The sequence below is a fragment of the Streptomyces sp. LS-MS-L19 genome (assembly GCF_058382285.1).
Map to the genome: position 1 here is coordinate 1,648,782 of NZ_JBYCLL010000001.1, position 19,163 is coordinate 1,667,944.

General features: G+C 71.5%; 19 protein-coding genes. 8 read left to right on the forward strand and 11 right to left on the reverse strand.

Annotated features, from left to right (window positions below):
- Positions 1 to 156: 156 nt before the first annotated feature.
- A complete protein-coding gene (locus AC2XR2_RS07150) occupies positions 157 to 549 on the reverse strand; it encodes an ankyrin repeat domain-containing protein (RefSeq protein ID WP_062241394.1) in 393 nt (130 codons plus the stop codon).
- A gap of 218 nt (positions 550 to 767) precedes the next feature.
- On the opposite strand from AC2XR2_RS07150, the gene AC2XR2_RS07155 reads away from it, so the two are divergent.
- Together AC2XR2_RS07155 and AC2XR2_RS07160 are read left to right on the forward strand one after the other, a co-directional pair.
- Positions 768 to 962 (forward strand): hypothetical protein, encoded by a 195-nt coding sequence (locus AC2XR2_RS07155; RefSeq protein WP_007380617.1) that lies wholly within the window; start codon positions 768 to 770, stop codon positions 960 to 962.
- Between the two features lie 40 nt (positions 963 to 1,002).
- Positions 1,003 to 2,625: a P-loop NTPase family protein gene (locus AC2XR2_RS07160; protein WP_491514602.1), complete on the forward strand. Its 1,623-nt coding sequence runs from the start codon at positions 1,003 to 1,005 to the stop codon at positions 2,623 to 2,625.
- A 111-nt stretch (positions 2,626 to 2,736) separates the two neighbouring features.
- On the opposite strand, the gene AC2XR2_RS07165 is transcribed toward AC2XR2_RS07160, so the two are convergent.
- A complete protein-coding gene (locus AC2XR2_RS07165; RefSeq protein ID WP_381304610.1) occupies positions 2,737 to 4,236 on the reverse strand; it encodes an SCO1417 family PLP biosynthesis transcription factor in 1,500 nt (499 codons plus the stop codon).
- A gap of 64 nt (positions 4,237 to 4,300) precedes the next feature.
- Here AC2XR2_RS07165 and yczE point away from each other — a divergent pair, with 64 nt between their 5' ends.
- The 4 genes from yczE to AC2XR2_RS07185 all read left to right on the forward strand — a co-directional run bounded on the left by yczE (position 4,301) and on the right by AC2XR2_RS07185 (position 7,807).
- Positions 4,301 to 4,990 (forward strand): membrane protein YczE, encoded by a 690-nt coding sequence (gene yczE / locus AC2XR2_RS07170; RefSeq protein WP_491514603.1) that lies wholly within the window; start codon positions 4,301 to 4,303, stop codon positions 4,988 to 4,990.
- On the forward strand, positions 4,987 to 5,754 hold the full coding sequence (locus AC2XR2_RS07175) for a glycerophosphodiester phosphodiesterase family protein (RefSeq protein ID WP_491514604.1): 768 nt from the start codon (positions 4,987 to 4,989) through the stop codon (positions 5,752 to 5,754). Before yczE ends, AC2XR2_RS07175 begins: the two co-directional genes overlap by 4 nt.
- Before the next feature lie 54 nt (positions 5,755 to 5,808).
- The gene (locus AC2XR2_RS07180; protein WP_491514605.1) at positions 5,809 to 7,164 is read left to right on the forward strand and encodes an MFS transporter; all 1,356 of its coding nucleotides are present in this window, start codon (positions 5,809 to 5,811) and stop codon (positions 7,162 to 7,164) included.
- 268 nt (positions 7,165 to 7,432) lie between these two features.
- The gene (locus AC2XR2_RS07185; protein WP_003977404.1) at positions 7,433 to 7,807 is read left to right on the forward strand and encodes an RNA polymerase-binding protein RbpA; all 375 of its coding nucleotides are present in this window, start codon (positions 7,433 to 7,435) and stop codon (positions 7,805 to 7,807) included.
- 152 nt (positions 7,808 to 7,959) lie between these two features.
- On the opposite strand, the gene fxsA is transcribed toward AC2XR2_RS07185, so the two are convergent.
- From fxsA to AC2XR2_RS07205, 4 genes are all read right to left on the reverse strand, one after another.
- On the reverse strand, positions 7,960 to 8,529 hold the full coding sequence (gene fxsA / locus AC2XR2_RS07190) for an FxsA family membrane protein (RefSeq protein ID WP_491514606.1): 570 nt from the start codon (positions 8,527 to 8,529) through the stop codon (positions 7,960 to 7,962).
- A gap of 83 nt (positions 8,530 to 8,612) precedes the next feature.
- The gene (locus tag AC2XR2_RS07195) at positions 8,613 to 9,407 is read right to left on the reverse strand and encodes a polyprenol monophosphomannose synthase (RefSeq protein ID WP_381305494.1); all 795 of its coding nucleotides are present in this window, start codon (positions 9,405 to 9,407) and stop codon (positions 8,613 to 8,615) included.
- Between the two features lie 560 nt (positions 9,408 to 9,967).
- Positions 9,968 to 11,563 (reverse strand): amidohydrolase, encoded by a 1,596-nt coding sequence (locus AC2XR2_RS07200; protein WP_491514607.1) that lies wholly within the window; start codon positions 11,561 to 11,563, stop codon positions 9,968 to 9,970.
- A 46-nt stretch (positions 11,564 to 11,609) separates the two neighbouring features.
- Positions 11,610 to 12,050, reverse strand: a complete 441-nt coding sequence (locus AC2XR2_RS07205) for an Lrp/AsnC family transcriptional regulator (RefSeq protein WP_030677853.1) — start codon at positions 12,048 to 12,050, stop codon at positions 11,610 to 11,612.
- A gap of 268 nt (positions 12,051 to 12,318) precedes the next feature.
- On the opposite strand from AC2XR2_RS07205, the gene AC2XR2_RS07210 reads away from it, so the two are divergent.
- Positions 12,319 to 12,753 (forward strand): hypothetical protein, encoded by a 435-nt coding sequence (locus tag AC2XR2_RS07210; RefSeq protein ID WP_330268240.1) that lies wholly within the window; start codon positions 12,319 to 12,321, stop codon positions 12,751 to 12,753.
- Between the two features lie 39 nt (positions 12,754 to 12,792).
- Here AC2XR2_RS07210 and AC2XR2_RS07215 read toward each other — a convergent pair whose 3' ends face one another.
- From AC2XR2_RS07215 to AC2XR2_RS07225, 3 genes are all read right to left on the reverse strand, one after another.
- Entirely contained in the window at positions 12,793 to 13,887 is a 1,095-nt protein-coding gene (locus AC2XR2_RS07215; protein WP_491514608.1) for a phosphotransferase family protein, read from the reverse strand.
- 36 nt (positions 13,888 to 13,923) lie between these two features.
- Entirely contained in the window at positions 13,924 to 15,036 is a 1,113-nt protein-coding gene (locus tag AC2XR2_RS07220) for an Rv3169 family protein (RefSeq protein WP_491514609.1), read from the reverse strand.
- Positions 15,037 to 15,365: 329 nt separating this feature from the next.
- Positions 15,366 to 16,538, reverse strand: a complete 1,173-nt coding sequence (locus AC2XR2_RS07225; RefSeq protein WP_449350204.1) for an acyl-CoA dehydrogenase — start codon at positions 16,536 to 16,538, stop codon at positions 15,366 to 15,368.
- 344 nt (positions 16,539 to 16,882) lie between these two features.
- Here AC2XR2_RS07225 and AC2XR2_RS07230 point away from each other — a divergent pair, with 344 nt between their 5' ends.
- Positions 16,883 to 18,118, forward strand: coding sequence for a glycoside hydrolase family 18 protein (locus AC2XR2_RS07230; protein ID WP_491514610.1), 1,236 nt, complete (start codon positions 16,883 to 16,885; stop codon positions 18,116 to 18,118).
- A 54-nt stretch (positions 18,119 to 18,172) separates the two neighbouring features.
- On the opposite strand, the gene AC2XR2_RS07235 is transcribed toward AC2XR2_RS07230, so the two are convergent.
- The gene (locus AC2XR2_RS07235) at positions 18,173 to 18,835 is read right to left on the reverse strand and encodes a TetR/AcrR family transcriptional regulator (protein ID WP_449350202.1); all 663 of its coding nucleotides are present in this window, start codon (positions 18,833 to 18,835) and stop codon (positions 18,173 to 18,175) included.
- Positions 18,836 to 18,924: 89 nt separating this feature from the next.
- On the reverse strand, positions 18,925 to 19,065 hold the full coding sequence (locus AC2XR2_RS07240) for an SCO1431 family membrane protein (RefSeq protein WP_107047873.1): 141 nt from the start codon (positions 19,063 to 19,065) through the stop codon (positions 18,925 to 18,927).
- Between the last annotated feature and the right edge of the window lie 98 nt (positions 19,066 to 19,163).

Below are 19,163 nucleotides of genomic sequence, written 5' to 3' on the forward strand. Positions count from 1 at the left end.
CACGGTCCACGCGGTGCGGCATCACCTGCCCAGCCATCCCGTCCGTGAACCACGACGTCATGATGACTCGGCACTTCCATCTGCCGCGACCGAAATTTCGGCGGCCTTGTACCGCCTCCCCCGTTGTCTGTGTTTTCGCTGGTCAGAACATTCGGATCAGTGTGCGCCGAACAATTCGAGCAGTTCTGTCCGGCCGAACATCCGGGCCGTGTCGACGGCCGACGGAGTGCCCTCGGACGGGTCGGCGCCGCCCTCGAGCAGAGCCTTGATGACACCCTCGGAGCCCTTGAAGACCGCTCCGGCGAGCGGTGTCTGCCCCCGGTCGTTGACGCCACCGGCCGCCGCCCCGCGGGCGACGAGCGCGCGTACCGCGTCCGCGTGGCCGTGGTAGGCGGCGAGCATCACGAGCGAGTCCCCGCGGTCGTTGGTGAGGCCTGCCGGGACACCCGCGTCGACGTACGCCACGAGTGCCTCGGTCTGCCCCTGCCGGGCCAGATCGAAGATCTTCGTCGCCAGCTCCACGACCTCGGGGTCGGGGGCTTCGCTCATCGGCCGGACCGCCTCTCATACAACCGTTCAGGTGAACCGCAAGGGTACTGGCTCGCGCGGCACATGACCCGAAGTGCCCGGAGGTAAGGATCACCGCGGCTCTGCCAACCAAGTGAAATCAAAAGAATTTCACCCATTTGCACCTTTTGTCGTATGGATACATGCTGTGATCCTGGAAGTACTCATGGTGACTGTCCCCACGAACCAGGAGCACTCACATGATCCTCTCCATCTCCGGTGTCGTACTGCTCGGCATCGTCGTCTTCATCTTCTTCCGCAAGGACGGGCTCAAGGCCTCCCACGCCCTGATCTCGGCGCTGTTCGGCTTCTACCTGGCCAGCACGGCGATCGCCCCGAGCATCAAGGCCGGCGGCGAGAGCCTGGCGAGCCTCCTCGGCGGCATCAAGTTCTGACGCCGTCCGTCCCGTCCGTACGCACCTCCAGGAGACAGCCGTGGCCCGCCGCCCCCTCCCCCGCATCCTGAGCACAGGCAGCGCGCAGATCGCCCGGAGCCGGGAGCTGGCCCGGACGGCGGCCGACAGCGCCACCGACGTCCTCCACCCGCTGATCACGATGACCCGCGGTCTGCGCCGCCTCGCCTCGGCCGGGCGGCGCAGATGGGCCGAGACCCCCAAGGACAAGCGCGGGCCGCTGCTTTTCCTGGTGGCCTCGGTGGTCCTGGTCGTCGCGCTCGTCCCGTACGGCCCGCTGCTCGCCGTCATCAGCCTGATGGCGGCGGCGGCCTGGCAGGGCCGGGACCGAAAGTCCCCCGAGCCGGAAGGACCGGACGAGTCGCAGACCCAGCGCCTCCAGTCGCTGTACGAAGCGCTCGTCCCGTACTTCTCGGCCGCCGAGGACCCGGACCCGCTGTACACACACGGCGGCGAGTGGGAGAAGGCCTTCCCGGCGTACGACTTCGACGCCACCGGCCGCATCACCCACCTGCTGATCCGCTACCCCGCCTACTTCACCGACGGTGAGGCCGAGTCCCGGGCCCGCATCGAGCAGCTGCTGCACGCCAAGTCGGGCCGCGGCCGCGAGTACCACTTCACCTGGGACGAGGAGGGCAACGAACTCACGGTCACCGTCCTCGCCCCGCTCCCCACCGACATCGCCGCCCAGCGCTTCGTCACCGCCCCGGGCGAGACGGTCCTCGGCTTCACCGACCCCACCCAGGTCCAGCGCACCCTCCCGCTCGGCTACGGCGACGAGCAGCGCGACGTCCCGCCGGTCGTCTGGCGCACCGGCATCCGCTCCACCGAGCCGCACCTGCTGGTCATGGGCCAGCCGGGCAGCGGCACCTCGACCCTGCTGCGCTCGATCGCGCTCCAGGCCCTTCAGTACGGCGATGTCGTCATCGTCGAGGGCGGCGGCACCGGCGAGTACGCGTGTCTGACCGGGCGGGACGGCGTCCTCGCGGTCGAGTGCGGACTGGCGGGGGCGCTGGCGAGCCTGGAGTGGGCGGCGACCGAGACCGAGCGCCGCCTGATCGCCGTCAACCGCGCCCGCCAGGCCGGCCACCCGTCGCCGGACGACACCAAGCGCCCCCTGTGGATCCTCCTCGACCGCCCCACCGCGTTCACCCACCTCGCCGCCGCGGACGGCCGCAAGGATCCGCAGTCCCTGCTCCAGGTCCCCCTGCGGCACGGTCGTGCGGCGAATGTCACGGTGGTGGTGGCCGACCAGTTCGACAGCGCGGAAGCGTTGAGCGATCCGGTACGGCAGCACACGCGCGCGCGTGTCGTGCTGGGGCCCGCGACCGCGGAGCAGTTGGAGTCCGTGCTGGGGGCGCCGCCGCACACGACTCCCGTGGCACAGGTGCCGCCCGGGCGGGGGTACGCCCGCCTGGGGACGGGGCCGGTGCATCGGCTCCAGGTTCCGGCGACCCCGGATCCCTACGACGACGCGACGAGTGAGGCGGACCGGCAGGCGGTGCTGGCGCTGCTGCCGGAGCGGACCACTCCGGCGGACGGGGAGACGGTGCCGTCTGATGCGGCCGACGGAAAGACGGTGCCTTCGGAGACGGTGCCTTCGGAGACGGTGCCTTCGGATGCGGTGGCCGCGGAGGCGCCGTAGCGGCGGAGGTCGTCATGCGGCTGCGGGCCGTTCGGGGCTGGTCGCGCAGTTCCCCGCGCCCCTGAGCGGGTTCCGGTCGCCGCGGGCCGCGACGCGTCACGGCCCTCCACCTCACGCCACGAAGGTCCGCGGCGACTCCCCGCTGCCCGACCCGCCGCTCTCCACCACCCTCGCCGCCGCGGCCAACCGCATCGCCGCCTCCTCGGCCACCACGCCTCCCACCGTGAACGGCAGTCGCACATAGCCCTCGAAAGCGCCGTCCACTCCGAAGCGCGGGCCCGACGGAACCCGGACTCCTACCCGCTCCCCCACCTCCGCCAGCCGCGACCCGGACAACCCCCCGGCCCGCACCCACAGCGTCAGGCCGCCCTGCGGGACCTCGAACTCCCAGGACGGCAGTTCCTTCCGTACCGCCGACACCAGCGCGTCCCGGTTCTCCCGGGCCTGGCCCCGCCGGAGTTCCACGGCGTGCTCCCAGCCGCCGGTGCTGAACAGCCAGTTCACGGCCAGCTGTTCGAGGACCGGGGTCCCGAGGTCGGCGTAGGCCCGCGCGGCGACCAGGCTGCGGATGACGTCGGGAGCCGCCCGCACCCAGCCGATGCGCATCCCCGCCCAGAACGCCTTGCTGGCGGAGCCGACGGTGACCACGGTGGAGCCGGCCGGGTCGAAGGCGCACACCGGGCGCGGCATCGTGACGTCCTCGTCGAGCCACAGCTCCGTCATCGTCTCGTCGGCCACCAGGACGGTCCCCGCGGACCGCGCAGCCTCCACCAGCCGCCGCCGCTGGTCGTCGTCGGCCAGCGCGCCGGTCGGGTTGTGGAAGTCGGCGACGACATAGGCGATCCGGGGTGCCGCGTCCCGCAGGACCTGACGCCAGCGGTCCATGTCCCAGCCGGTCAGCCCCTCCGCCATCGCGACGGGCACGAGCCGGGCGCCCGCCTCCCGCATCAGCTGGAGGATGTTCGCGTAGGACGGGGACTCGACCGCGATGCGCTCGCCCCGTCCCCCGAACAGGTGACAGATCGCGTCGATCGCGCCCATCGCGCCGGTCGTGACCATGATCTGCTCGGGCATGGTCGGGATCCCGCGCGCGGTGTAGCGCTCGGCGATCATCGCGCGCAGGGCGGGCAGCCCCGCCGGGTAGTCGCCATGGGTGTGGGCGTACGGCGGCAGCTCCTCCAGGGCGCCCTGCACCGCACGGGTCAGCCAGGGCTCGGGGGCGGGCAGCGCCGCGCAGCCGAGGTCGATCATCGAACCGAGGGCCTCGGGCGGGAGCGGCTCCAGGCCGCGGGCGGGGAGCGGGTTCCCGGCCGGGACCGCAGTCCAGCTGCCGGCGCCGCGCCGGGACTCCAGGAATCCCTCGGCCCGCAGTGCCTCGTAGGCCGCCGCGACGGTCGTACGGCTGACGGACAGGGAGAGGGCCAGTTCGCGTTCCGCGGGCAGGCGGGCGGCCACCGGGACCCGGCCCTCCAGGACCAGCAGGCGGATGCCGTCGGCGAGAGCGCGGTAGGCCGGCGGGCGACGCGTACCGGCGCCTGCCGGGCGGTCCTGCTGGGAGTTGAGCAGCCGGGCGAGTTGCGCGGCACCCACCGCGGAGGTCCACTGCGCCACCGAAATCAGTCCACCTTCCCGGAATTGGCCATGGATGGCGTGCCATCCCAAGCCACAGGGTGTCATGCGTCAGGCCACTACCACCACAGGGGGACCCGCCTTGTCCGCACAAAACCGTCTCGGGCGACGGTTGATCCAGCTGTACGTCGGACTCGCTCTGTACGGAGCCAGCTCCGCGCTGCTCGTCGAGGCGGGTCTGGGCCTGGAGCCCTGGGGTGTGCTGCACCAGGGCCTCGCCGAGCTCACCGGCCTGTCCATCGGGGTCGTGTCCATCATCGTGGGCGCGGTGGTGCTGCTGCTGTGGATCCCACTGCGCCAGCGGCCGGGGCTCGGCACCGTCTCCAACGTCTTCGTGGTCGGCATCGCCATGGACGCCACCCTCGCCGCCGTCCCCGAGGTGCACGGTCTCGCCGTACGGATACCCGTCCTGCTGGTCGGCGTCCTGCTCAACGGCGTGGCCACCGGCCTCTACATCGCGGCCCGGTTCGGCCCGGGACCGAGGGACGGGCTGATGACCGGGCTGCACCGGCGGACGGGGCGCTCGATCCGGCTGATGCGGACGGCGGTCGAAGTGGCCGTGGTGGTCACCGGGTTCGCCCTGGGCGGCACCATCGGGGTCGGCACCGTCCTCTACGCGCTGTCCATCGGCCCGCTCGCCCAGCTCTTCCTGCGGGTGTTCGCCGTGTCCCGGGCATCCGACGGCAGCACGGTCGTTGCCGGCGGGCAACCGCGGGGAGCGATACTGCGTCCGTGACCTCCCGGATACGCCACCCCTATCTCGACCATCCCGGCCCCATCCCCTTTGCCCACCGGGGCGGGGCGGCGGACGGTCTGGAGAACACCGCGTTCCAGTTCCGGCGGGCGGTCGAGGCGGGCTACCGGTATCTGGAGACCGACGTGCACGCCACCGCGGACGGCAGGCTGGTCGCCTTCCACGACGCCACTCTGGACCGGGTCACCGACGGCGCGGGACGGATAGCGGACCTCCCCTGGGCCGACGTACGGCACGCGCGCGTGGCGGGCCAGGAGCCGGTGCCGCTCTTCGAGGAGCTGCTGGAGACCTTCCCCGAGGCGCGCTGGAACATCGACGTCAAGGCCGAGCCGGCTCTCCTGCCGCTCCTGGACCTCGTCGAGCGCACCGATACCTGGGACCGGATCTGCGTCGGCTCCTTCTCCGAGGCGCGGGTGATGCGCGCCCAGCGGCTGGCGGGACCGCGGCTCGCGACGTCGTACGGCACCCGGGGTGTGCTCAATCTGCGGCTGCGCTCCTGGGGAGTGCCCGCGGCCCTGCGCCGCTCGGCCGTCGCCGCCCAGGTGCCCGAGACCCAGTCCGGCATCCAGGTGGTCGACCACCGCTTCGTGCGTACCGCCCACGCGCGCGGGCTCCAGGTGCACGTGTGGACCGTCAACGAACCCGAACGCATGCACCGGCTCCTGGACCTGGGAGTCGATGGCATCATGACCGATCACATCGACACACTGCGCAAGGTCATGGAGGACCGGGGCACCTGGGTCTGACACCCGCGTCCCCTGCTCCCGGTCCGCGCACGGCACCATGACGGGGAGGCACGGGTGGGCATCGACACCGTGCGGGCGGGCTCGGCCGACGAGGCCGCCGAACGGCGGCGCGAGCAGCGCGGCTGGTACTTCTACGACTGGGCGTGCTCCGTCTACTCGACGAGCGTGCTCACCGTGTTCCTCGGCCCCTATCTGACCTCGGTCGCCAAGCACGCGGCGGACGCGGACGGTTACGTCCACCCGCTGGGCATCCCGGTGCGGGCGGGCTCCTTCTTCGCGTACTCGGTGTCCCTGTCGGTGATCGTGGCCGTGCTGGTGATGCCCCTGGTGGGTGCCGCCGCCGACCGCAGGGGCCGTAAGAAGCCGCTGCTCGCGGCCGCCGCCTACACCGGGGCCGCCGCCACGACCGGGATGTTCTTCCTCGGCGGTGACCGCTATCTCCTCGGCGGCGTCCTCCTGGTCGTCGCGAACGCGGCGCAGTCCGTCGGGACGATGCTGTACAACTCCTACCTGCCGCAGATCGCCCCGCCCGAGGAGCGCGACGCGGTCTCGTCCAAGGGCTGGGCCTTCGGCTACGCGGCGGGCGCCCTGGTCCTGGTCGCGAACCTCGTGCTCTACATGGGCCACGACTCCTTCGGTCTCTCCGAGAGCGCCGCGGTCCGCATCTGTCTGGCCTCGGCAGGGCTGTGGTGGGGAGCCTTCGCGCTGATTCCGCTACGACGGCTGCGCGACCGGCGGTCGGCCGCGCACGGGACGAAGGAGCCCACGGCCCCCGGCTTCCGGCAGCTCGCCGCCACCGTCCGCGACATGCGCCGCCACCCGCTCACCCTCGCCTTCCTGTTGGCGTACCTGATCTACAACGACGGCATCCAGACCGTCATCTCCCAGGCGTCGATCTACGGCTCCGAGGAACTGGACCTCGGGCAGTCGACCCTCATCGCGGCCGTGCTCCTGGTCCAGGTGCTCGCGGTGGCGGGAGCGCTGGCGCTCGGCCGGCTCGCGCGGACCTACGGGGCCAAGCGCGCGATCCTCGGCTCGCTGGTCGCCTGGGCGGTGATCCTGGCGGCCGGGTACTTCCTGCCCGCCGGCGCGCCCGTGTGGTTCTTCGTGCTGGCGTCCGGGATCGGGCTGGTGCTCGGCGGCAGCCAGGCCCTGTCACGCTCCCTGTTCTCCCATCTCGTCCCGCCCGGCAAGGAGGCCGAGTACTTCTCGGCGTACGAGATGAGCGACCGGGGCATGAGCTGGCTGGGGCCGCTGCTGTTCGGGATCACCTACCAGGTAACCGGAAGTTATCGGGACGCGATCATCTCCCTGGTGGCCTTCTTCGTCATCGGATTCGCCCTGCTCGCGAGGGTTCCGGTGCGGCAGGCGATCAGCGACGCGGGCAATCCCGTACCCGAAAGGATTTAGCGTTCAACACCAAAGCGCTGTAGTGTACGCGTTTGGCCTGCCAGGCGTACCGTTACTGCGCGTCAAAGATGCCGAAGCGCTGGGTGACATCTGCTAGCAGATGTGACAAACCGGGCGCTGGTGGGTACAACAAGGGGCGGCTACGACGGCGACGCATTGCCCGGGACGGGACCCGGAACGGGAATCTTTACCGCCGACCGGACGTTGACCGGTATGACGACGACAGCGACACCTGTCCTGTGGGCGACAAGCCCGGGAGGCACGATTCATGAGTGAGCGAGCTCTTCGCGGCACGCGCCTCGTGGTGACCAGCTACGAGACGGACCGCGGCATCGACCTGGCCCCGCGCCAGGCCGTGGAGTACGCATGCGAGAAGGGGCACCGCTTCGAGATGCCCTTCTCGGTCGAGGCGGAGATCCCGCCGGAGTGGGAGTGCAAGGTCTGCGGGGCCCAGGCACTCCTGGTTGACGGCGACGGCCCTGAGGAAAAGAAGGCCAAGCCCGCGCGTACCCATTGGGACATGCTGATGGAGCGACGCACCCGTGAGGAGCTCGAAGAGGTCCTCGAGGAGCGTCTGGCGGTTCTGCGATCCGGGGCGATGAACATCGCGGTTCATCCCCGGGACAGCCGCAAGTCGGCGTAGTCCCCACGGGGGCTGGGCCGCAGCACAAGTGCACGTGAAACACCGCGGGCGCCGTACGTGACTCCACGTACGGCGCCCGCGGTTTGTGCTGTCCGGAGCCGTTGAGCAGCGGCTGCAGCCGGCCCCGGCTGGCTCGCGTGGCTCCCGGCCCGTCAGCGGGTCAGCGGCGGCCTCGGGTCCTGCGGGGTGTCCTCGGGCCGGTCCTGCGTGTCACGGATGACCTCGCCCTGGACCACCTTGCCGTCGGGGTGGTGGATCCTGGCCTGCTGGAAGGCGTCGCCCAGGGTGCCCGGGACGGCGGCGCGGAGCTTGCGGTCGAACGTGCGCTCGGCATAGCGGCCGACGGCCTTCTGGACCGGCGGGACCAGCAGGAGCAGGCCCACCGCGTCGGAGATCAGACCGGGGATCATCAGGAGCAGCCCGCCCAGCATCATCAGGCCGTTGCCGCCGCTGCCCGAGTCGGACGGGGCGCCGCCCCGCTGGAGCGCCTCGTTCAGGTTCTGGAAGGCGCGGCGGCCGGCGCGCTTGATCACCACCGAGCCGAGCACGAAGCCGGCTACCAGCAGCAGGAACACCGCGAACCCGCTCGCCGCGCTCGCCACCAGGGTCAGCAGCCAGATCTCCAGCACCAGCCAGGCGGCGACGCCCAGCGGCAGGAAGGTGCGGACACGGGAGCGGCGGGGCCGGGCGGGGTACGTGGGGGTCGAAGCGCCTGTCGTCATACGTCCAGTGTGCCTGGGCGCGGCTCAGCACGGCATAAGGGGACGATCAGCCGCACCTGTGCGGCCGTAGCGGGACCACAGGCCTACGGCCGCGGGCGCTTCCCGCGCGCGGTGATCCTGCCGACCCGCTCGCCCACGCCCCAGGTGGTGACCCGCCACAGGGCCTCCACCAGGATGTCGCGGCTCATCTTGGAGTCGCCGAGTTCACGCTCGACGAAGGTGATGGGCACCTCCACGACGTGGAAGCCGGCCTTGACCGCGCGGCGGGCGAGGTCGACCTGGAAGCAGTAGCCCTGGGACGCCACGTCCTCCAGGCCGAGGCCTTCGAGGGTCTCGCGGCGGAAGGCGCGGTAGCCGCCGGTGATGTCCCGCAGGGGGAGTTCGAGGGCGACCCGGGAGTAGAGGCTGCCGCCGCGGGAGATGAACTCGCGGGACCTGGGCCAGTTCACGACCCGGCCACCGGGCACCCAGCGCGAGCCGAGCACCAGGTCGGCGCTCTTGAGGGCGGTCAGCAGGCGGGGCAGTTCCTCGGGCTGGTGGGAGCCGTCGGCGTCCATCTCGACCAGGACGCCGTAGTCACGCTCCAGGCCCCAGCGGAAGCCCGCGAGGTAGGCGGCCCCGAGGCCCTCCTTGCCCTTGCGGTGCAGGACATGGACCTGGTCGTCCTCGACGGCCAGTTCGTCGGCGAGCTTGCCGGTGCCGTCGGGGCTGTTGTCGTCGGCCACGAGGACGTGCGCCTCCGGGACGGCCTTTCGCACCCGGCCGACGATGGCCTTGATGTTCTCCGCCTCGTTGTAGGTCGGAATGATCACCAAGGCTGTGCCGAGCGGGCCGAACCGTCTCCCCTGGGCCGTACGGGTCCCGTCGCCGTCGTTCACTGCTGCCCCTTCGAGTCATTGCGCAGGCGTCCACCATAGTGCGCACGGCCTGCGATGACGTGACAAGGCGTTCGTATGCTGGTGTCGTTTCCACAAGATCGGGGTAAGAATGCGGTTTTCGGCCGCTGTGGCGACATCATGCTCCCCCGGCGGAGGCGGTCGCCTCGCTGCGGATGGGGGCCCGGCGCCCTTCGGGCCGACCTGGGGCCCGCTGGCTGCGGGTCGACCGAAAGCCGTTGTCTACTGAGCGCCCGGGCCCCACCCGGGTCACACCTCCCCGACCGGACGGAACGTTCCCTCGCCGTGGCGCGAGCGCTGAGCCTGGCTCCCAGTGGCGGTGCCCCGGTGCGGCACACCGTCCCTGACCCAGCGGCGCTGCGACGACTGGGCGGAGGTTCCGCGGTCGGGCGTCCGGTGGTGGACCCGGCCGAACCTACCGGCCCCCTGCCGTCGGCTGTCAACAGCCGTTTGACCTGCGGCTCCGCCGTCAACGCCCTGGTCAGCGGGGAGGATGCGCAGGTCGCGCGACAGGTCGGCCGGTACCGCGCCACCCCGGGAGATCACTCGCCCGGCCGTACGAAGACCGTCCGTCCGCCGACCACTGTGCGCAGACAGACGGGCAGGTCACGGCCCGGCGTCAGGTCGGGCAGGCCGGGGGTGCCGGAGCGCGGGTCGGTGGACCAGCGGGCCACCCGGTCGTCGGGGGCCTGCACGACCAGTTCGTCGGTGCGCCACACCGCGTAGTCCGCGGGGGCGCCGGGCACCAGGACGCCGGCGTCGTCGCGGCCGACCGCCCGCCAGCCGCCCCGGGTGTGCGCGGTGAAGGCGGCGCGCACGGAGACCCGGTGCTCGGGGGTGTGGTGGAAGGCGGCGGCGCGGACCGTGCCCCACGGGTCGAGGGGGGTCACCGGGCTGTCGGAGCCGAAGGCGAGCGGGACGCCGGCCCGCAGGAGGGCCGCGAAGGGGTTCAGGCGGCTCGCCCGCTCCCGGCCCAGGCGCCGGGCGTACATGCCGTCCTCGCCGCCCCACAGGGCGTCGAAGGCGGGCTGGACGGAGGCGGTCAGACCGAGTTCGGCGAAGGCGGCGATCGCCTCGGGAGTGAGCATCTCGGCGTGCTCGACGCGGTGCCGGGCGGCACGGACGCGGGCGAGGCCGAGCTTCTCCGCGGCGGCGCGGACACCCTCGACCACGGCGGTCACGGCCGCGTCGCCGATCGCGTGGAAGCCGGCCTGGAGGCCCGCCTCGGTACAGGCGATGACATGGGCGGCCACGGCGGCGGTGTCCAGGTAGGCGGTGCCGGTGTGGTCGGCGTCGGTGTAGGGCTCGTGCAGGCAGGCGGTGTGGGAGCCGAGGGCGCCGTCGACGAAGAGGTCCCCGGCGGCGCCGACCGCGCCGAGCTCGCGTGCCTTGACCACGCCTTCGTCGGCCCGCTCCGCCCAGTAGCCGACGACCCGTGGACCGGGCTCCGCTTCCGCGAGGCGCAGGAGGCCGGTGAAGTCGTCCTCCGAGGAGATCTCGGGGCCTGCGCATTCGTGAACGGTCCCGATGCCGTGTGAGGCCGCGTGGGCGAGGGCGGCACGCTGCGCTTGTGCCCGCTGGGCCGGGGAGACGGCGGCGAGCGCCGTCGCGCGTACGGCGTGATGGGCGTCGGCGGTGAGAGGTCCGTCCACGTGCCCCACGGCCGTCATGTCGAGGAGTGCCGTCGTCACGACCGCGGAGTGGACGTCGATGCGGCTCAGATAGAGCGGGCGGCCCCCGGTGGCCTCGTCGAGTTCCGCGCGGGTGGGCGGGCGGTTGCCGGGCCAGCGCGAGGCGTCCCAGCCGTGACCGAGGAGGACGCGGTCGTGCGGACGGGCGGCCGCGAACTCCCGTACAAGGGTCAGCGCCGCGTCGAGCGACGGCGCGTCCGACAGGTCGAGACCGGTGAGGGCGAGGCCGGTGGCGGTCGTGTGCACGTGTGCGTCGGTGAACGCGGGAGTGACCAGGGCGCCGTCCAGGTCGACGGTCTCGTCGACCCCGTCCGCGAAGGCGTCGGCGGCGCCTTCCGAGCCGACCCAGGCGACTTGGCCCCGCTCCACGACCATCGCCGTGGCGAAGGGGTCGGCGGGGCTGTGCACCTCGCCGCGGCGCAGGAGGACGGTCTTCGGTTCACTCATGAGGGACAGTGTTCCAGGGGCCGCGCGACCACCGGAGTGCGGGTGATCAGATGCGCGGCGGCCTGGCCTCGTACGGGGTCGACAGCACCACCGTCGTGCGCGTCGAGACGCCCGCCAGGGAGCGGAGCCTCGCGAGCAGCTCCTCCAGTTCGTGCGGGGTCGCCACCCGCACCTTGAGGATGTAGTTCTCGTCGCCCGCCACGCTGTGGCACGCCTCGATCTCGGGGACGCCGGCCAGGCGTTCCGCGATGTCGTCGGGGGCGCTGGGGTCGAAGGGTTTCACCGAGATGAAGGCGGTCATGGGCAGGCCCACCGCCTCGGGGTCGACCACCGCGGCGTACCCGCGGATGACACCGCGCTGCTCCAGCCGTCGCACCCGCTGGTGCACGGCCGACGTGGACAGGCCGGTGGCCTTGCCCAGGTCTGTGTAACTCATCCGCCCGTCCTTGACGAGCAGCTGCACGATTTGTCGGTCCAGCTCCTCCATGGCGCAAGAACCTACAGTGCGTCTGATCTCCTCGGATACAGGAGCGGCCCAGGTCATGCCCGGTTCGTGATGTGACCGGGCACGACCTGTGCGCCGCCTGAGGGACAAAGCGACCGCCACGGGCATCTGCGAGCGGCATGTGACGAAGGCCACACGCCCGCGGGAGCCTCCGTGATGTTCTCGTGATTACCCCCGCGACCGGACGGGAAGTGCTTGCTGTGGTCGAGGCCGCAGTGCCTTCACGGCCCAGCCCGAGGGGGAGAACCCAATGCAGAGTCTTAAGCGTCCTGGTCGTACCGCGCCCAAGCGCCTGGCAGTCGTCGAGCCCGAGCCGGAGGGCGTCGAACCCGACGCTCTCGACGACGAGTTCGACGCGTACGACACCTTCGAGATGTACCGGGTGATCTGCCCGGACTGCGCGCAGCCCATCGCCCTGCTGGCGGACGAGGAGGTGCTGCCGGAGCACGCGCTGTGTGCCTCGCCGTGGAACCCCTTCGGCCTGACGGTCTGCGCCGGTACGGGTCGCAGGGCCGCCGAGGCCCGCTCGGCGGACGAGTCGGCGCAGCCCCAGGAGCAGGACACCGCGCTGCTGTTGACGCTCCCTCAGGGGCTCGACTGGCGGACCCAGCCCTTCTCGCACGTCGGTGGCCCGGGTTCGCGCCCCATGCGCGTGCCGGTGATGCGCCGCCAGGCCGCGGCCTGAGTCAGGTCTTCCGGCGCTCCGGCGCCCGAGCCGGCTCGCTCATTCCCAGTAGCTGCCCTGCACCATGGCCCGCAGGCTGCCGTGGTGCAGGATCAGTGTGTCCGGGTCCGCCGGTACGGCCACCTCACCGAAGTGGACCTGCCGGTAGGCGACGCGCAGCATGACGATCGCGTGCCGCAGCGCGGCGTACAGCGTGAAGAAGTCCATGTCGTGCGGGGTGTGGCCGGTGAGTTCGGCGTAGCGGGCCTCGATGCGGTCGCGGCGCAGGAAGTCGGGCAGTCCGCGCTGCCCGAAGGCGACCGTGAGGTCCTGGAAGAAGCGGTGCAGGTAGACCGTCCAGCCGAGGTCCACCTCGCGCGGGGCCAGGGCGGCCATCTCCCAGTCCAGTACGGCGACGGGGTCGAAGCCGTCGTAGATCACGTTGCCGATGCGTGCGTCGCCCCAGTTGAGGACGGGTGGGCACGGGTCGTGCGGCCAGAGGTCCTCCAGCCGGTCGAAGGCCTGCTCGATGAGGGGTGAGCGGGGCAGTCCGGCCACCACCCAGTCGTAGTAGGCGCGTTGGGCCGTGACATGGCGGCGCAGCGCGTCGCCCTCGCCGGGCAGCGCCAGGAACTCGGCCTCGGCCAAGGGGACTTGGTCGTGCAGGCGGGCCAGCAGTCCGACCGTGGCCGCCTCCAGGTGCTCGCGTTCGGTGTCGCTCGCCGCGTGCAGCCAGTTGCCCTCGTAGGTGTACGGCATGACGTCCGGCGGTACGCGCCCCTCGACCCGCTCCATCACGAAGAAGGGCGCCCCGAGCGGGCCCGGGTCCTCCTCCAGCCACTGGACCCTCGGGACGGGAAGGTCCGTGCAGCGAGCCACCGTGAGCATCGTGCGGTACTGGCGGACCATGTCGTAGACCGGGAAGACGGTGTACGCCGACGGGTCCGCGGCGAGTCTCAACGCGCAGCAGCGCAGGGGCGGTTCGGGGTGCTCGATGTCGAAGAGCAGGGTCTCGCTGGACAGGCCGTTGGAGGCGGGGACGCTGACGTCCACGGCCTGCGCGCCGGGCAGGCGCGCCGCGAGCCAGGCGGTGAGGCGGTGGGCGAGCTCCTCCGGGTCGCGGGTGGTGGTGCGGGGGCGGGGTGCCGTGGCCATGGTCGTCAACTCCCTTGTGGAGCAGCCGGATCCTTCCTACGGAGCGACCGAGTCGAACCCGGTGAAGCCGCTCGGGTCGTGCCGTCCGATCGAGCCGTGCTCGAAGATGCCGTGGCCGACGCGGCCGTCCAGGCGGAAGCGGGCCGCGTGGTCGGTGACGCCGTAGGCGGCCAGGGGGTGCGGCTCGGTGAGGTCGTAGGTGCGCCGGTCGGTCCAGTCGCGGCCCTGCCAGGTGCCGTGCTGCCAGTCGTCGGCCGGTGGATAGCCGGCGCCGACGGCGAGCGGGGAGGAGGTGAGGACCTCCACCTCCAGCTCCATGGGTTTGCGGACGTCGCCGAGGTGGATGAGGGCGCGCTCCGGGTGCCGGGTGCCGGTACGGTAGCCGATCTCGGGCTGGGGCCAGCCGAGTTGGCGGTCGCGCCGGCCGGGGCGGACCAGGGTCGCGTCGTTCAGTGAGCGGTGGCCGTCGGCGTCCTCCTGGACGATCACCATGAGGAAGCGGTCGTCGAAGCGGACCGGGCACCAGATCCAGTGGAAGCCCTCCGTCGGGTGCTCCTCGGCGAACCGGCCGCCCTCCTCCCCCGGCACCGGCCGCACCCCCCAGCTGCGGTCCCGGGTCCCGGTCCAGCCCTGGACGGAAATCTCGCGCCCACCCACCCGGATCCAGCCGTCGCAGTGCCCGGCCTGCACGAAACGCCGGCCCTCCAGGGTGAGCCGGCCGCCCCGCCGCTGGAGGTGGTGCGGCTCCCACAGGGCCGGGAAGTCGGCGGTCCAGTTGATCTCGTACGACAGTCCCTCCGGGTCGCCCGGGGCGGCCTCGCAGCTCAACACGAAGTCGCGCAGCGGGCGTTCGACGAGGATGCGCAGCGGGCCGACGCTCAGGTCGGTGCGGGCGTCGTCGCGCAGGGCGTCCGAGGCGCGCACCGCGTGCAGGGTGTCACCCAGGCGCAGGGTGGCGTAGGCGTCGATGACCCCGAGGTTGGGGTACACCCCGAGCCCGAGGATCAGCAGGGCGCGTCCCTCGTGGTCGAGGACGTGGAAGATGCAGCGGTCGTAGGCGTTGCGGTCCCCGGTCGCCACGTACTTCATGGACAGGGGCACCTGGTGCACGGGGTACTCGTCGAGCGGTACCGGGCGGTCGTCGGCCACGGTCAACCTCCCTGCCGGGGTGGGGGCTGACGGTACGTCAGGCGGGCGTCGGTGGCCAGATGTTCGGCCGGACGCCGGTGAACTCACGCTCGATTACGGGGAGCGGTGACCCGGTTGCCGGCTTCCGCGTTGCCCCGGTATGACCCTTGCCTACGCGCCGGTCGCAGAATCGGTTCCGCCTGCCTACCGCCCTGCTCCGCCGCCGCCCCAGGACCCGCCCATCTACCGCGATCTGATGCGCACCTGGGCCAGCGGCGGGCGCACCCTGCCGGGGCGCCACGACCCGGAGTGGGTCCGGCTCGCGGCGCCGCAGGTCAGGCCGGGGCAGTTCAGCGGGTCTCAGGACCCGCCAGGTGACGGGCGATGACCATGCGCTGGATCTGGTTGGTGCCCTCGACGATCTGCAGGACCTTGGCCTCGCGCATGTACCGCTCGGCCGGGAAGTCCGCGGTGTAGCCGTAGCCGCCGAGGACCTGGACGGCGTCGGTGGTGACCTTCATCGCGGTGTCGGTGCAGTGCAGCTTGGCCATGGCCGCCTGCTTGGCGAAGGGGCGCCCGGCATCCCGCAGCCGAGCCGCCGCGAGGTACAGCGCCCGGCCGGCCTCGATCTGGGTCGCCATGTCGGCGAGCATGAAGCGCAGCCCCTGGAAGTCGGCGATCGGCCGCCCGAACTGCTGCCGCCCGGTCGCATAGTCGACCGCCTCGTCGAGGGCCGCCTGGGCCAGTCCGATCGCGCAGGCCGCGATGCCCAGCCGCCCCGAGTCCAGCGCGGACAGGGCGATCGCGAAGCCCTGGCCCTCGTCGCCGATGCGCCGCGCGTCCGGGACGCGGACCCCGTCGAAGTGGACCTGGGCGGTGGGCGAGCCCTTCATGCCCATCTTCTTCTCCGGGGCCGCGGCACTGACCCCGGGCGCGTCGGCGGGGACCAGGAACGCGGTGATCCCGCGCGGGCCCTCCTCGCCGGTCCGCGCCATGACGGTGTAGAAGTCGGCGACCCCACCGTGGGTGATCCAGGCCTTGGTGCCGGTGATCACCCAGTCGTCGCTGTCCCGGACCGCTCTGGTGCGCAGCGAGGCCGCGTCGGAACCGGAGGACGGCTCGGAGAGGCAGTAGGCGCCGAGGAGCCCGCCGCCGAGCATCGCGGGCAGGTGCTCGACCTGCTGTTCCTTGGTGCCGTAGGTGGCGAGCGCGTAGGAGGCGAGGGTGTGCACGCTGACGCCGAGGCCGACGGTGAGGCGAGCGGCGGCGAGCTCTTCGAGGACCTGGAGGTAGACCTCGTACGGCTGGTCGGCGCCGCCGTGTTCGGAGTCGTAGGGCAGGCCGAGCAGTCCGGTGCGGGAGAGCAGGGTGAAGACCTCGCGCGGGAAGTGCCCGGCGTCCTCCTGCTCGGCCGCCCGCGGGACGATCTCGTGCTGCGCGATGTCGCGGACGAGCGAGATCAGGTCCCGGGCCTCGTCCGTGGGCAGTTGCCGGTCCACCGGCTGCGGGGCGCGGTCGGGCATGGCGACGCTCTCCTCCCTGTAGGGGCGCTGGCGGACGCACGCCGTGGGGTGGGGCGGCTCCGCCGGTCTCACTGGGCGCCGCTCGCTGCTCGCGTCTCCCGGGTCACGGAAGCTGCTGACCAGCGGCTGCGCCCTGTGAGTATGCCCGATCGGGGACCCCTGGTCACTGGTTAACGACCGCTTACTTCAAGATAGCCCAGAGCGCCGACAACCGGCCCGAGAAGCGGACCGGAATTGGTCCGAACCATTGACGTGGTGGTCTAGTCCTCCTACTGTTCCGGCAACGCATTACCGCGTTCATGCCAAACAGCTGGCGTTCCCCTCTCCCCCACGAGGAGACACCGATGCACTTTCCCCAGCGCGCCCGCTTCCGGGCGCTGATCTCCGCCGCGTGTTGCGCGGTCCTCGGCGCGGGCCTGCTGGCCGGCGCGACCAGCGCGACCGCGACCACTCCCGAGGCTCCCGTCGCGAAGGCGGCCGGCTCCAAGGTCGTCGGCTACTTCACCGAATGGGGCACCTACGACCGCAAGTACTACGTCAAGAACATCGAGACCTCCGGCTCGGCGGCGAAGCTGACCCACATCAACTACGCCTTCGGCAACGTCACCGGCGGCAAGTGCGCGATGGGCGACGCCTACCCCGCCACCGACAAGGCGTACACCGCGGCCGAGTCGGTGGACGGTGTCGCCGACACCTGGGACCAGCCGCTGCGGGGCAACTTCAACCAGCTGCTGAAGCTGAAGAAGAAGCACCCCGGCCTCAAGGTCATCTGGTCCTTCGGCGGTTGGACCTGGTCGAGCGGGTTCGGCGAGGCGTCGAGGAACCCGGCCGCGTTCGCCCAGTCCTGCTACGACCTGGTGAAGAACTCCAAGTGGGCGGGTGTCTTCGACGGCATCGACATCGACTGGGAGTACCCGAACGCGTGCGGCAACACCTGTGACACCAGCGGCCGGGAGGCGTTCAAGAACGTGATGGCGGCGCTGCGCGCCAAGTTCGGGAGCGGCTCGCTGGTCACCGCAGCGATCACCGCCGACGCCACGGCGGGCGGCAAGATCGACGCGGCGAACTACGCGGGCGCGGCCCAGTACGTCGACTGGTACAACCCCATGACGTACGACTACTTCGGCGCCTGGGACGCGGCGGGACCGACGGCCCCGCACTCGGCGCTGAACAGCTACTCGGGCATCCCGAAGGCCGACTTCCACACCTCGGCGACGATCGCCAAGCTCAAGGGCCTCGGCATCCCGGCCTCGAAACTGCTGCTCGGCATCGGCTTCTACGGCCGCGGCTGGACCGGCGTGACCCAGTCGGCGCCGGGCGGCACCGCGACGGGCCCGGCGGCGGGCACGTACGAGCAGGGCATCGACGACTACAAGGTGCTCAAGACCAAGTGCCCGGCGACGGGGACGGTCGGCGGCACGGCGTACGCCAAGTGCGGCAACAACTGGTGGAGTTACGACACTCCCGCGACCATCGCGACGAAGATGACGTACAAGAACCAGCAGGGCCTCGGCGGCACCTTCTTCTGGGAGCTGAGCGGGGACACCTCGGGCGGTGAGCTGATCAAGGCGATCAACTAGCCGGGCCCGGTCAGGGACTTGGGGCGGGGGACCACGAGCCTCCGCCCCTTGCCGTCAGCCGTCCCGGCGGGCGGGCCGGGGAGCGGGGTAGTTCGGGTCCATCTCCTCGATCGCCCGCATCGAGCCACCGAGCGCCTTCACCAGCAGCTCGCGCATGGTGTCGCGGGAGAGCTGCGACGGGCCGTCGATCCAGTCCAGGGTGGCGCCCTCGACGCTGCACACCCAGGCGAGCAGTCCCATGCGGGCCAGCGGGGCGATGTCGGTACGGCCGTACGCGCCCTCGGCGATGGTCGCGACGATCGCCTCGCGCACCCCGTCCCGGATGGCGTGCACCTCGGCGTCGAAACCGACGCCGCCGCTGACGACCGTACGGTAGGCGGCCTGGTTGTGTTCGGCGTAGCGCAGGTAGCTGTCCAGGGTGCGGTGGACGCGGTCCACCTGTTCCATCTCGAGACCGCTCGCCGCGTAGGTGACCAGGTCGGCGACGGAGTCCTGGATGATCGCCAGGTAGTAGCCCCGCTTGGACTGGAAGTAGTAGTAGATCAGCCCCTTGGCGACATGCGCCTGCTTGGCGATGTCGTCCATGGAGAGCGCGTCGTAGGAGGTGTCCGCGAACAACTTCCGCCCGATGGCGATGAGTTCGGCGCGGCGCGCAACCGAGCGCTCGGTGCCGCGGGCCCGCGGCCGGGCGGCTTCACGCTGATCACTGATATTCACATTGCGACCCTGATCTCGGGCTGGCGGCGGGACAAGCGCAGTATGTCAGGTCACCTTTGAGTCAGGTCACAGCAGACGGATGAGCCGGATCACAGCAGACCGAGTTGCGTGACGAGCATGGCGATCACCGCGACGAGGACCCAGCCCGCGAGGTGTTCGACGACGCTCGGGCCGTCGTCCCGGGGGCCGCCGGTGCGGGTGCGGGCGGCGGTGGCTGACTGTGCGGTCATGATGTCTCGCTGCTCTCGGACGACTGGGTGGACTCCCCCCACCGATCCGTCCACCTTGCCACCGAAAGGGGCTTTTGCGGCAGAGACCTTGGTCACAG

Bases quoted from the DNA above. Each gene is read 5' to 3' on its own strand.
- AC2XR2_RS07150 (WP_062241394.1), bottom strand. From the start codon at position 549: ATGAGCGAAGCCCCCGACCCCGAGGTCGTGGAGCTGGCGACGAAGATC.
- AC2XR2_RS07155 (WP_007380617.1), top strand. From the start codon at position 768: ATGATCCTCTCCATCTCCGGTGTCGTACTGCTCGGCATCGTCGTCTTC.
- yczE (WP_491514603.1), top strand. From the start codon at position 4,301: ATGCGTCAGGCCACTACCACCACAGGGGGACCCGCCTTGTCCGCACAA.
- AC2XR2_RS07185 (WP_003977404.1), top strand. From the start codon at position 7,433: ATGAGTGAGCGAGCTCTTCGCGGCACGCGCCTCGTGGTGACCAGCTAC.
- fxsA (WP_491514606.1), bottom strand. From the start codon at position 8,529: ATGACGACAGGCGCTTCGACCCCCACGTACCCCGCCCGGCCCCGCCGC.
- AC2XR2_RS07200 (WP_491514607.1), bottom strand. From the start codon at position 11,563: ATGAGTGAACCGAAGACCGTCCTCCTGCGCCGCGGCGAGGTGCACAGC.
- AC2XR2_RS07205 (WP_030677853.1), bottom strand. From the start codon at position 12,050: ATGGAGGAGCTGGACCGACAAATCGTGCAGCTGCTCGTCAAGGACGGG.
- AC2XR2_RS07210 (WP_330268240.1), top strand. From the start codon at position 12,319: ATGCAGAGTCTTAAGCGTCCTGGTCGTACCGCGCCCAAGCGCCTGGCA.
- AC2XR2_RS07215 (WP_491514608.1), bottom strand. From the start codon at position 13,887: ATGGCCACGGCACCCCGCCCCCGCACCACCACCCGCGACCCGGAGGAG.
- AC2XR2_RS07225 (WP_449350204.1), bottom strand. From the start codon at position 16,538: ATGCCCGACCGCGCCCCGCAGCCGGTGGACCGGCAACTGCCCACGGAC.
- AC2XR2_RS07230 (WP_491514610.1), top strand. From the start codon at position 16,883: ATGCACTTTCCCCAGCGCGCCCGCTTCCGGGCGCTGATCTCCGCCGCG.
- AC2XR2_RS07240 (WP_107047873.1), bottom strand. From the start codon at position 19,065: ATGACCGCACAGTCAGCCACCGCCGCCCGCACCCGCACCGGCGGCCCC.